This is a genomic window from Acetobacter fallax (assembly GCF_011516735.1).
GTDB lineage: Bacteria > Pseudomonadota > Alphaproteobacteria > Acetobacterales > Acetobacteraceae > Acetobacter > Acetobacter fallax.
Genome location: NZ_WOSX01000037.1, coordinates 1 through 12,908, shown reverse-complemented (window position 1 = coordinate 12,908; position 12,908 = coordinate 1). Strand labels below are relative to the sequence as shown.

At 58.4% G+C, this 12,908-nt stretch carries 10 protein-coding genes; 4 read left to right on the top strand and 6 right to left on the bottom strand.

Translation table 11 applies throughout. The features are described from left to right. The first annotated feature begins 116 nt into the window (after positions 1–116). Together GOB85_RS14710 and GOB85_RS14705 are read left to right on the top strand one after the other, a co-directional pair. The gene (locus GOB85_RS14710; RefSeq protein ID WP_338421765.1) at positions 117–2,561 is read left to right on the top strand and encodes a TonB-dependent receptor; all 2,445 of its coding nucleotides are present in this window, start codon (positions 117–119) and stop codon (positions 2,559–2,561) included. Between the two features lie 418 nt (positions 2,562–2,979). Beyond that, positions 2,980–3,636, top strand: a complete 657-nt coding sequence (locus tag GOB85_RS14705; protein ID WP_173571191.1) for an SOS response-associated peptidase — start codon at positions 2,980–2,982, stop codon at positions 3,634–3,636. A gap of 253 nt (positions 3,637–3,889) precedes the next feature. Here the strand turns inward: GOB85_RS14705 and GOB85_RS14700 are convergent, their stop codons facing one another. From GOB85_RS14700 to GOB85_RS14680, 5 genes are all read right to left on the bottom strand, one after another. After that, entirely contained in the window at positions 3,890–5,194 is a 1,305-nt protein-coding gene (locus GOB85_RS14700; protein ID WP_338421764.1) for an MFS transporter, read from the bottom strand. Continuing rightward, a complete protein-coding gene (locus tag GOB85_RS14695) occupies positions 5,181–5,507 on the bottom strand; it encodes a hypothetical protein (RefSeq protein WP_173578240.1) in 327 nt (108 codons plus the stop codon). Before GOB85_RS14695 ends, GOB85_RS14700 begins: the two co-directional genes overlap by 14 nt. An 890-nt stretch (positions 5,508–6,397) precedes the next feature. Then, positions 6,398–6,880: a hypothetical protein gene (locus GOB85_RS14690; protein ID WP_173578239.1), complete on the bottom strand. Its 483-nt coding sequence runs from the start codon at positions 6,878–6,880 to the stop codon at positions 6,398–6,400. Positions 6,881–7,330: 450 nt separating this feature from the next. Then, positions 7,331–8,467 (bottom strand): alanine racemase, encoded by a 1,137-nt coding sequence (alr, locus tag GOB85_RS14685; protein ID WP_173578238.1) that lies wholly within the window; start codon positions 8,465–8,467, stop codon positions 7,331–7,333. Positions 8,468–8,543: 76 nt separating this feature from the next. Next, positions 8,544–9,566, bottom strand: a complete 1,023-nt coding sequence (locus GOB85_RS14680) for an NAD(P)/FAD-dependent oxidoreductase (RefSeq protein WP_173571188.1) — start codon at positions 9,564–9,566, stop codon at positions 8,544–8,546. On the opposite strand from GOB85_RS14680, the gene GOB85_RS14675 reads away from it, so the two are divergent. Together GOB85_RS14675 and GOB85_RS19805 are read left to right on the top strand one after the other, a co-directional pair. Then, entirely contained in the window at positions 9,547–9,795 is a 249-nt protein-coding gene (locus tag GOB85_RS14675; protein ID WP_173578237.1) for a hypothetical protein, read from the top strand. The genes GOB85_RS14680 and GOB85_RS14675 overlap by 20 nt on opposite strands. Positions 9,796–9,929: 134 nt before the next feature. Continuing rightward, complete coding sequence (locus GOB85_RS19805; protein WP_408737081.1) at positions 9,930–10,088, top strand: alpha/beta fold hydrolase; 159 nt, start codon at positions 9,930–9,932, stop codon at positions 10,086–10,088. 354 nt (positions 10,089–10,442) lie between these two features. On the opposite strand, the gene GOB85_RS14670 is transcribed toward GOB85_RS19805, so the two are convergent. Then, the gene (locus GOB85_RS14670) at positions 10,443–12,527 is read right to left on the bottom strand and encodes an FUSC family protein (RefSeq protein ID WP_173578236.1); all 2,085 of its coding nucleotides are present in this window, start codon (positions 12,525–12,527) and stop codon (positions 10,443–10,445) included. Positions 12,528–12,908: the final 381 nt, after the last annotated feature.

The window sequence follows — 12,908 nt, the reverse complement described above, 5'->3', positions numbered from 1 at the left end:
GGTCCGGGCAGAGCCCGGAGACTCTCATCCACAGGTCAGCCTTTTCAACCTCTGGTATAATATCGAAAAACAATGGTGGAATTATGCGGGCCAGGAACAGTCCCTCCGGTGTCATAGTGGCGTCCCGTCACCGAAACGCTCGCTGCACGCGGCTGGTCTTTATCAACACGCCACGTTCGGTCCTGCTCACCTCGACGCTCATGATCGGTGCCTTGCCGGCGCATGCGGCACCAATCGGCTCCGGGCCTTCCGGCGCAGGAGGGCCGGCATCGTCTGTGGTTCATCCTGTCAGAAAGCCGGTCGTATCGGCGAAGCCGGTTTCCTCAAAATCGGGGAGTTCCGGCGCGCGTGCGCGGGCCGTTGCGGTGCCGGCGGCGGCGAAAGAAGAGATTTCAATTTTCGGGCATGGCTCCACGCGGCAGATGACGAGTGTAACGTCCACCATGATGCGTCAGAGCGTGCCCGGAACCTCCCCGATGAAGGTGCTCAGTCAGCTTCCGGGCGTGCTGTATCAGTCGGCTGATCCGTTTGGTGCATACGAGTATTCCAGCACATTGTTTATGCGGGGTTTCTCACAGGCTCAGCTTGGTTTTACCCTGGACGGGATTCCGCTCGGGGATCAGCAGTTCAATAACTATAATGGCCTTAGTATTACGCGGGCGCTCAGCACGGATAATGTTGCCGGAGTGGATGTTTCGCAGGGAGCGGGCGCGATTGATGTCGCGTCCAGCAGCAATCTTGGCGGCGCGATCCAGTTCCGGTCCATTGATCCGTCGCATGAGCGTGGCGGGACGGTTGAGCAGACCTTTGGGAGCAATGCGACGTTTCGCACATTCATTCGTCTTAACAGTGGCGATCTGAACCGGACCGGCTCACGTTTTTACGTCTCGTATGCCCGGACGGATATGGATCTGTGGAAAGGCCATGGTTACGACTACTCGGATCAGGTCAACGCGAAATTCGTTCAGCCTCTGGCGCATGAATCATCGCTCAAAATGTTCTTCGACTGGAGTTCGACACAGCAGTTCGATTACCAGGACATGACGATGGATAATCTTCATGTATTCGGACCGAAGCTTGCTAATTATTATCCGAATTATACGGCTGCCTATCATGCCGCACAGGGGGTCTATCCGGCAGGCTATGAAAAAGCTGCTGATCCGCTGGATGCATCGTATTATGCCGGGACGGCGAACCGGGTGGATTATCTTGGCGGGATCACGCTGAATGAAAACCTGACATCGGCTCTGAACTGGGCGACGACGGTTTATGGGCATGGGGATAGTGGCTACAGCACGTGGACGACGCCGTATATGCCGTCTCCGAACGGGGCGCCGCTGTCACAGCGGATTCAGAATCCGGGCATTGAACGGGGTGGGTTTACGACGGCGCTGACCTACAAAATCGCGCGCCACACGATCAATGCCGGTGTCTGGTATGAGTACGGGCAGTTTACCGAGGGGCGTTATTTTTCTGAAGTCCCGCTGCCGGGAGAGGGCACGCCGGGCAATCCGACAGATGGTTTTCCGGGAAATGTTTTTGCTAATCCCTGGCAGGAAGTTTTCCATACCAACACGTTTACGTTCCATTTGCAGGATACGTTCCGGATTACGCGTAATCTGACCGTCAATGCCGGTTTCAAATCCATGGTTGTTTCGGCGGGGAATCATGTTCCGACACAGGATGCGGCGCTGAATGATGGCAATCAGGTGGCGCAGGGGCATCTGACGGCGTCTGATGCGTTTCTGCCTCAGGTTTCCGCCAACTGGCGGTTTTTGCCGCATCATGAAGCGTTTTTCGATGTGTCGCATAATATGCGGGCGTATCCGCAGGACGGGTACAACACCAATGTTTCCGCGACGCCGTGGACATCTTCTCAGACGGCGTTTCAGAGCACGAAAGGGTCTCTGAAGCCGGAGACGGACTGGGTTTATGAGCTTGGGTATCGGTATGTGACGCCGAAGCTGAGTGCTCTTGTGTCGCTTTACCGGGTAAATTTCTCCAATCGGTTGCAGCTGATTTCGAGTGGTTCCGGGATCAATCCGATTACGGCTGTGCAGAATGTGGGCGGGGTGACGACGAACGGGGCTGAGGTGAGCATGACGGCGCATCCGGTTCAGGGACTGACGCTTTATAATTCATTTTCCTATGCTCACTCCACGTATGATCAGAATGTCGTCACGTCTTCCGGCCCTGAGCCGACGCGAGGCAAGCTGGTGCCGAATTACCCGACCATGATGTATAAGGGCAGTATTGCTTATGACTGGCGGCATCTGAATGTGCATCTGGATGGGAATTATTTGTCCAGCCGGGAGCTCACCTATACCAATGATCTGCATGTTCCGGGATATTTTCAGGCGAATTTCGGGGGGCGGTATAATTTCGGGTCTTACAGTTTCATGAAGAATTTTACGGTCAGCTTTAATATCTACAATCTGTTCAACAAGACTTATGTGGCGACGACGAGCGAACTGGGCAACAATTTTACGAATACGGGTTATAATTACTTTCTTATGGGAGCGCCCCGGCAATTCTTTGGAACTGTGAGTGCTGATTTCTGAAGGCGTCCTGTTATAGCAGAGAGTCTGGCTTTTGAGTTGTGTGCGACTGACTGGTGCAGGACTGGCAGGGCTTTGCCCTGGAACCCACCAAAGGTCGCAGACTTTTGAAAATCATTTATGATCAGCAAACCGGGGTGCAGGGGCCTGCGGTCCCTGCCGGGTCCGGGCAGAGCCCGGATACTTTCAACCACAGGTCAGTCTTCTCAACCTCTGGTATCAGTCTTTGCAGCCACTGGCGTTCATTCCGGACGATGGAAGTTCGTCGCAACAAAAGGAGCGGCTGTCACTACACCGATGCCTTTAATCGTCCTCTCTTTGTCGGTTGATGGCGTGTCTTTGCCCATGAATGACTGGTATTGTGCTATAAGCAATCGTGTTGTCTGCATTTTGAAGACAATAATTCGGGACAAAACCGACCATGTGCAATCTCTACAGCATGACGGCGCCACAGGAGGCGATCAGGAGACGGGCACGCGCTCTGGTGGATCGCACCGGCAATCTTCCGTCGATGCCGGCGATCTGGCCGGATACGGCAGCTCCGGTTGTCAGGCAGGGAGCTGAAGGACGCGAGTTGACTCTGGCGCGGTGGGGGATGCCGTCACCCGCGTTTGCGCTGCGTGGTCACAAGGTGGACCGGGGAGTGACGAATATTCGCAATTTGTCCTCGGCTCACTGGCGGCGCTGGCTTGGCATCGAACATCGTTGTCTGGTGCCGTTTACGTCGTTTTCCGAGATGGAACATCTTCCGGACGGGAGCATACGCCCGGTGTGGTTTGCGGACGGGCCGGAGCGGCCGCTTTGTTTCTTCGCGGGGATATGGACAAGCTGGACGTCTGTCCGGAAAGTTAAGGAAGGCGAGGTGACGGCTGATCTGTTCGGTTTTCTGACGACGGAGGCGAATGCGGTTGTGGCACCTGTCCACCCGAAGGCGATGCCGGTGATCCTGACTGAGCCGGAGGAGTTTGAATTGTGGCTGACCGGGCCTTTTGAGATTGCACGGGAGCTTCAGCGTCCGCTTGATCCCGGGAAACTTGAGAGTGTTGGCCGGGGTGAACGGGAAGATAAGGGGGAGTAATCCGGTTTCGGTGGGCCACTGATGTCTGGATATTGCAGCGAAGGCCGTCGACGGAGGCTGGCCTTTGACCTGTCGATGAGAGTGTCCGGGCTCTGCCCGGACGCGGAAGGGGTCGCGGACCCCTTCACCCCGATCTGTTAATAAAATGGTTTGCAAAGGCGAGCCTTTGCCGGGTTCGGGCAGAGCCCGGATTTTCTCTCTGACGGAACAACATGTCAGACTTTTCGCAGGACACTTTGATATATCGTGGATGTTACGAAATTCGCGTGCGTGTTCCGATCCGGTATAAAGCGGCTGACCCGAGAGTGATGACGCCTGCAATGGCCATCGCGAGAGTGAAAGAGCCGGAGTGCTGGAGAGCGGCTCCTGTCAGAACCGGGGCCATGACTGCTCCCAGAGAGCCACCCATGTTCTGGATGGCCTCCAGTGTGGCGACTGATCCTTCGTCGATCAGGACGGTTCCGAGTGTCCAGCCGGTGGTCATGGCGATGCCTGTTGCGAACAGGGACACCGACATGACGATGACGGCCAGTGTTGTTGTGGCGCAGAAGGGGACCAGCATGGTGGTTACGGCGGCTACGAGCAGTGCGGCCACCAGCGGGGTGCGGCAGGCGCGGGCCGGTGTCCAGCCGCGTCGGGCGAGGCGGTCTGTCACGATGCCGCCGGCGAGACCACCGATGAAGCCGGCGAATTGCGGAACCGAGGAAAGGTAACCGGCCTGAGAGACGGTGAAGTGGCGGGCAGTCTGGAAATACGTGGGCAGCCAGGCGGCGTAGAGCCATTGCAGGTAGATGACGCCGACGAAGCCGCCGGCCAGAGCCCAGCTTGTGCGGAAGGAGAGCAGGCGGCGGAGTTCGTGAATCACCTTTTCCGCGCGGGGTGGTTCCGGTTGTTCGGGTTCAGAACCGGTTGCTTTCGGGTTACGATAAATGCTGATCCACAGGAGAGCCAGGCCCGCGCTCAGGCTGCCGACGAAGGCGAACATGGCGCGCCAGCCGAAGGCTCCGGAGACGGCGCCGAGCATCATTGGGCCGATGACCTGACCCAGTGAGGAGGAGGCGTTCAGGAAGGCGATGGGGGTGGCGCGCCGGGCGGGTTCGAAATACCGGGTGATGAGGCGTGTGCCGATGAGGAACACGGGCGCTTCGCTGACGCCGAGCAGGCAGCGCGCGACGAGCAGGCCGTGAACGCTGCCGGCCACGGCGGAGAGCCACTGTGCTGCGCTCCAGAGCAGCAGGCAGATGAACAGGAGCCAGCGTCCACCGGCGCGGTCTGCGAGCAGACCGGCGGGGATCTGGCAGACCAGATAGACGGAGGCGAAGGAGGAGAGGAGGACGCCGAGTTCTGTGAAGGACAGGCCGAATTCGCGGGCGATATCGACGTTGGCCGCCGCCATGGCGGTGCGGTCGATGTAGCTGATGCAGCCCGCGGCGATCAGGAGGCCGAGAATGATGTAACGGATCGGGACGGGGCTTCGGGTTTTCAGGTGTGTCCCGGACTCGCGTGCTGTGTCCTGTTTCAGGGTGATCCGGTCGGAGGCGGTTTCAGAGACCGGCACTCAGAGCCGTGCCCGGGTATCGAAACGAGGAACTGAAAGGCCGGGCATCCGGGTTATCCTGCATACTGGTTGCCATCTGGCGGAGTGTGTCGGCGACGTCATGCGGCTGGACTCTGGCGTGACGGATGAGATGCTCAAAATGACGCTGCATCTGCATCACGGTTTCGGAATCGTTAAACACGACATACATGCTGCCGGCATAGATTGCGACACGCCGCACGCCGAAGATGGTGCAGGGTATGGTATGAACCTGTTTTTCATCAGACAGGAAAATCCTGAACAACGGATAAAGGGCTTCGACCCGCTGCGCCATATAGTCCATCCGGGCTCCCCTGTCTGAGAGGTCTTTGACCTGTGCGGGACTGGCTGGTGCGGGACTGACAGGGCTCTGCTCCGGAAACCGGAAAAAGCTCTGTTATCATCAGATGTTGTCGCTTTCTCAGCGCTTTGCCCATGATGACCATTAAAGGTCTCAGCCCTGTGGAAACAGGCTTATTGATCAACAGACAGGGGTGAAGGGGGCATCGTGTGCAGCACGCCTTCGCGTGACGACCCCTTCCGAAAGCGGGCAGAGACCGGTCTTCCGCTCATCCTCTGAAAACTCAGACTTCAGAACCTGACGATAACAACGCCATATTTTTTGTGGTTTTTTCGGGAAGATTTTCACGAATATACTTTAGATCTGTCCTTATTCAATTCAGATTTCCTCTGTTTTTTATAACGCCTGGAAATTGTTGCATGGCTATTGATTGTGAATAAAAAAACACCACGACTTTCCGGAAAAAGCCGTGGCGCATCAGAGGGTTCAGGGGAAAGACAAGGCAGGTCAGATCTTCATCGCGGGGGAACCCCCGAGTGCAGGCAGCCATCGAAGGCAGGGCTCCCGCTCATGACATTCTTTGCATATATCCGGCTGGCATAAGCAATTTTTGCCAGAGACCTGATGGTCTGAGTAGCAGGGTCAAACATGGTGGACCTCCATACTCGAGCTTGCAATTAAGGACGGCTTCCGGAGAAATTTTCGGGGTTACCCCTCCGTCCTGACACTGAGGCTACACAGATTTTGTTGTCTGATGGAAGAGTTTTTTTCAGTTTTTTGACACTGCTCATAAAGTCCGCAGGTTCCGGGTGCTTCAGCCGGTGATCTCGCGGAAACCACAGCGTCCTGTATTCCGGAGAACAGGACGCGGAATGGTTTCGCGGTCACGGGGAGCGGACGAAGCCGAAAATGGTCGGGTCGGCGTCTCCGAATTCGTTGACGGTGTAATAGGTGCAGCTGAGTGAGGACAACGCGGCATCATGCATCGGGCGGTGGATGATGCAGGTGCTGTCGGGCACACTGTCGGCCTGAAACTTTCCGGCTTTGAAATCAGCATGCCGGAACTGCGATGTGAGGGTGGTCAGGCGGTAGACCTCCCGGTCTCCACCCTCCGGATCGGCGATTTTCACGCCTGCCAGTATGGCGTGGCTGCCGTCCCGGATGAGATCGGTCATGTCGATGGAAAGGCTGTCGTCATGGGTATCGACAGAGAGGGTGCGACATCCGTAACTGCCAGTGCAGTGACCGGTATATGTCGTGAAATGACTTTCCGTTGCGGGGAGATCGAGTGGCATGACCTGCGCGCGGGCTTCAGGCACAAGCTGTGCGGCACAGAGAGCTGCGGCAAAAAAAGAAACAGGGTTCAAGGTGGAGGTTCCGCTTGGTTGGGCCGGCGGAGCGGACGGTAGGCGAAAAAGAAACCGTTTCGCTATTCAAAATAATTCGAAATGTGAACAAGATTTTCTGTCGTGCTGACGATTTCCGAAACCATCCTTTACACCGGCACGCACGGATACCGGAGGTTATGAAGACTGACCTGTGGCCGGAAGCACCCGGGCTTACTGATCATAAACGGTTTGTAAAGGCGAACCTTTGCCGGGCTCCAGGGCAGAGCCCTGCCAGCCCCACACCCATCAACCTTACACAGGTCAAAGGCCAGACCCTCTGATATGAGGGTGACACAAAGCGGGAAAGTCCCGGTGCTTCACCCCGCACCTGCCAGAGATCACAGACTTTCGAAAACCGCTTCGTTACTCAACAGAGTGGGATGAAGAGGACGGCGACTCCTTCCGGGTTTGGGCAGAGCCCGGGCGTCTTTATGCAGGCTGGTACGACACGTAACTGCGGTGGTAACGTCCGCCGAGATCCGTCAGGATTTCGTAGCCGATCGTCGCGGCGGCATCTGCGGCATCTTCGAGTGTGTTGTGGGGACCGATGAGGTCGAGCGAGGTGCCAGGGGGAACAGGGATTTCACCCAGATCGGTGATGTCGATGGCGAGCGAGTCCATGGAGACGCGGCCGATGATGGGAAGGTGGACGTCCGGATGGGAGGGAAGGACAGCGCGGCCACGGTTTGAGGTGGAGCGGTGGAAACCGTCGCCGTAGCCGATGCCGAGCAGGGCGACGCGGGTCGGGCGGTGAGCGGTGAAGAGGGCGCCGTAGCCGACGGACTGACCTTCGGGGATGGTTCTGGTCTGGATGACCCGGGCCTGGAGGCGGACAACGGGGGTCATGGGATTGGGCTGACCGGGTGTCGGGCTGATACCGTAGAGGGCGGCGCCGGGCCGCACGAGATCAAAGTGCCAGTCGGGACCGAGGAAGATGCCGGATGAGGCGGAGAGGCTGCGCGGAGCTTCGGGCAGCAGGGCGCTGAGGCGGCGGAAGGCTTCGAGCTGGGCGATATTGGCGGGGGATTCGGGGGTGTCGGCGCAGGCGAGGTGGCTCATGACGAGCATGGGGTCGATGCCGGCGTAGCTGTCAGGATTATCCGCAAGGGCGGTAATGGTTTCGGCGGTGAGGCCGAAGCGGGCCATGCCGGAGTCGAGCTGAATGGCGGCAGGGAGTCTGCGCTCGCGCTTTCGGGCGAGGGTCTGCCATTCTTCGAGCTGTTCGGGGCTGTTGAGGACGGGGGTGAGGCCGGCTTCGAGCAGATCTTCGGAGGTTCCTGGCGGAGGGCCGTGGAGGACGAAGATGGGAATATCCCGGGAGATGATGCTGCGAAGGGCGGCGCCTTCGGAGAGGTGGGCGACGAAGAAGTGGCGGCAGCCGGCCTGTTCGAGGACGGGGGCGACGCGGGAGGCGCCCAGACCGTAGGCGTCTGCCTTGATGGCGGCGGCGCAGAGGGTTTTCGCGCCATTTTGGGTGAGCGTTCTGGTCAGTTGACGGTAATTAGCGGCAATGGCGCCAAGGTCGATGGTCAGGGCACCACCAGCCCATTGTGCTGCAACATCCATCTCTGTGCTCTGCCTCCGACTGCATTCGCTCCGCAAGCACGGGAGTATAGCGCCTCGGGAGAGAGGCGCCAGCCGATCATTTCGTGTCTGGAACGCCTTTGCTGGTGGAGTATTCGAAGTGGAGCGCCTGTTCGGGGTTTACGATCGGGTAGATGGCGTGGGTGGCCATGGCGGCTTCGCTGAAACCCTGGAGAATGAGTTTGAGTTTGCCGGGATAGGTTGCGACGTCGCCGATGGCGAAAACGCCGGGGAGACTGGTTTCGCAGGTTGAGGGCGTCACGGGGATAGTGGAGCGGATCTGGTCCATGCCCCATTGGGCGACGGGGCCCAGATCGGTGGCGAGGCCGAAGAAGGCGAGGAGGTGGTCGGCATCGAGGGTGCGTGCGTCACCATCCAGGGTGGCGAGTTCGACGCCGGTAAGGATGCCTCCCTCCCCTTTCAGGGATTTGAGCTGATAGGGGGTGATTTTCTCGATCTCGCCTGCTGTGACAGCCTCTTCGAGCTGGCGGAGGCTTTCGGGGGCAGCGCGGAATTTGTCGCGGCGGTGGACGAGGTAGATCTTGCTGGCAACTTCACGGAGGGACAGGGCCCAGTCGAGCGCTGAGTCGCCGCCGCCGGCGATGACGAGGGTTTTGTCGGCGAAATCAGCGCGACGGCGGACATAATATTGCACACCGCCGGTGGCCTCGAAGGCTTCGAGGTTTTCGAGTGGGGGGCGGTTGGGACCGAAGGCCCCTGCCCCGGCGGCGATGATGACGGCTCTGGCGTGGATGGTGTCGCCTTTGCTGGTGCCAAGCGTGAAGGCACCGCGATAGCCTGTGAGGGTTTCGACGCGGCGACCGAGGAGGCGCGGGACGTTGAAGGGTTCGATCTGTTCGGCGAGGTTTTCGATCAGGCGGGCGCCTTCGACGGCGGGGAGTGCCGGGATGTCGTAGATTGGTTTCTCAGGGTAGAGCGCGGTGCACTGGCCACCGATATCGGTGAGGGCGTCGATGAGGATGCTGTTCAGTTTGAGCATTCCACATTCGAACGCGGCGAACAGGCCGGTGGGGCCGGCTCCGATGATGGCGACGTCTGTTGTGATCGTTTCGCCTGTCATGGTCGCGCTGCTCCTGTCTGCTGTGAGTGGCCGGATCCGGGGCCGTGGGTTGCGGGGGGATATTTGCGACAGACGGGAGCGGGAGGCAATGGCGGGCGGTGTGGTGACGATGGAGGGGGCGGTTTTTCTCGCCATCATCGCCAGAGGGAACTTCGCCGCATTGCGTGGATTGTCCGGGTGGGACCGGTGGATGCTTTGCCTGCCGGGACGACAGCAGCAACCCGGATGATCGGCAGACGATTTTTGGTGAATAGCATGGCGCCATCAGGAGATGGTCATGCGTGTTGAATTTCACAGACAGGCTGTTGGCGACGTCGGTTTTTTTATCGGGAGGCTGGTCCGGCGAATGCACCGATCCTGTTATTGCTGCATGGCTTTCCGACTGCCAGTCATATGTTTTGGGATTTAATACCGCTGCTGGCGGATCGTTATCGCATCATTGCGTCGGGGCTGGATAAATTCTCACTCTGTATATTCGATTATGGCACCGGCCGGCCTGTGGGTCGCATTGCAATTTCCTGAGCGCATTTCAGCTATTATCAGTAGAACGGCAATGCCGGGAGCCGTGGCAGACTTATACCAGAGGCTGTGAAGACTGAGCTGTGGATGAGATCCGGGCTTCAGCCCGCACCCGGCAGGGACCACAGGCCCCTGCATTCCGGTCTGCTGATCATAAAACGGTTTGCAAAGGCGAGCCTTTGCCGGGTTCCAGGGCAGAGCCCTGCCAATCCTGCACAACCAGTCCTGCGCCTGCCAGTCTCACGCAGGTCAAAGCCCAGACCCTCTGCCATGATGTTTTTTTACCATTCTGAAGTGGTGTCAGATTCCGGATGAGGCGAAAATCGCTGTGGTTGCAGGTGGCATCATCACCGGAAATTATGCTGTTTCTGAAAACTGGTGTTTTTTTCCGAGTTCTTTGACCGCGATGGAGAGGCAGCCGATGACGTCGCTGATCTGAATACGCTGGCCGATTTCTTCTGATCGGGCTTCTGTCTGATAGAGGGCGCTTTCCGCTCCTGTGATCGCCTCCAGCTTTTCGTGGCTGGTAACTGCGGTGCTTTCCAGGATTTCGAAGAGGCGCGTGAGTTCTGTTTCAACGGAAGGCGGCAGGGCTCTTTTCGTCAGCAGGAACTTTACGTAGAGCAGATTTCTGCCGACGGTCATGACAGAGAATGCGCTACTGAGCCAGGCGTCCGTTTGAGATGGGTCTCGTCCGGCGTCGTGGGCGATGAGGCGCTCCATCTCTTCGATGATTTCGCCGAGCCAGAGCTGGTCGGTCATCCGGCTGTTGCGCCCGACAATGTTTCTCAGGCCATTTTCGATGATCGCGCGGAAATTTCGGTGAAACCGGACGAAGCTGAAGGGAAACAGATAGCGGAAGATCAGCACACCGAAACCGAGACCGGTCAGCAGGGCCATGGAACTGTTGAACCATTGCAGTTCGTTGATGCGGAAATGATTTTCAGGTTCCAGCATGTAGGGAAAGAAATTGACGAAGGACGCGCCCATGGCGGCGGTGGCCGGGTGGCGGTTGACCAGCCCGCCGATGATCATGGGAATACCTGCGGCGAAACATAACACCGGGTAGTCCGACGTGACTGGCATGACGAGGAAGACCGGAATGACAGCGGCGATAACGGCCCAGACCGCGCCGAGGAAGAAGTTTTTACTGGCGATCACTGTGTTGGAGAATGACGCGAAACGTGCGCAGATCACGGACACGAACATGACGAAAAGGGTGCCCGTGGGCCAGGCTGTAATTTCCCAGATGAGGGCGGCGATGAGCACGGCGATGAAGGAGCGGAGACCATTGGAGAGGGCGGCGCGTCCATGCGCCGGGCGAACGAGACGGAGAGCGCCGAGGGCCTGTTTGTCGGGACCTGTACCTCTGAAACAGTTCAGCAGCAGTGTGAGTTCGGACAGCAGGAGGGCTATCCCCTGGAGAACGATACGGTCATCGACAAAAGCACGCTGTTCTGAGCTGCCGTTCTCCAGACGTGCTGTTTGTTCGATTGAGGTTTCGCAGGTCCGGAGCAGGGTGTCGGCGTGGGTGCAGAGTTGTGTCACCCCGGCGTCGGAATCGAGGAATCGGGGCATGGCTGCGAGAAAGTCAGCGAAGGCTGCCACGACGGGCTGCGCGAACCGGCCGTTTTTCTGTCCGGACAGGGCGAGGCGGGTTTGCATCCCGAGACCACGGGACATGAACTTTGCGGCCTGTCCCAGCGTCGCCCGGGCGGAGGCGACCATTGGCCCGGAATGGCCGGTTTCGATGGCGCTGAACTCTATCCTGTCATTGAGCGTCATGACGCGGGAGAAGGTGTTGTAGAGATCCCGTTCCGGCGGAGCGTGGGAGATGAGGACGTCCCGGACGACGGAAGCGGTTCCTTCAATGATGTCCTGAAGGTTGTGGCGGACGGCGGCTCTGGCGCGGCTGGCGACATTGGGTTCGCAGATGAGGGCGACGGTCATTTCACAGACGACGCCGAGGAGGATGTAGGTGCTTCGCGCGACGGCGATACTGAAGACCTGATCCGGTGTGTCGATGGCGGACACAGAGATGATCGCGCAGGTAAAGCCCATCAGTACGAACGTATAGCTATGGTAATTGTGGCACAGCGTTCCGAGGCCGGCGCAGAGACCGATCCAGCCGGCGAGCAGCGGGAAGAACAGCCAGGGCTGCTGCGGCGAGGCTGCCACGAGCATGATCGCGGCCACGGCGCCGGCCAGGGTTCCGACGACGCGCCAGTGTGCCTTGGACAGGCTTTCGCCGATGGTATTCTGAGCGACGATCCAGACGGTCATGGCGGCCCACTGGGGCTGGCCGAGTTCCATCCACAGGGCGATACTTAACGCGACCAGAGAGGTGATGGTGGTTCTGAGGGAGAAGACCAGATCCGGGATGGAGGGGGCGAAAAGCCAGTTCCATCTTTTCAGGCTTTGTATTGCTGACTTCTCAGTCACAGAGGCAGATTTTCATCTCTTGCGGAAACTGGCGGGCCGTTACAGCGACACGCTGCTGACCGGAGTGCTTATCAGTGGGGCAGGAGGTATGCCATCTGAAATGCTGTGCTCCGGGAAGAAAAACTGTCCGGATACAGGTTATACCGATGGATCTGACCTTAATAATCTGTGCGGGATTGATACGGCAACCCGCCAAAGGTCGCAGACCTTTGGAAAGGCTCTGTTGTCGTTACGTGTTGATCTGTGATTTTTCAAAGGGCTGGCAGAAGACCGGGCTCTGCCCGAACCCGGCAGGGACCGTCACGCGAAGGCGTGCTGCGCACGACGGCCCCTGCACCCCGATTGATTAATAATAAAATGGTTTCCAAAGGTCTGTGACCT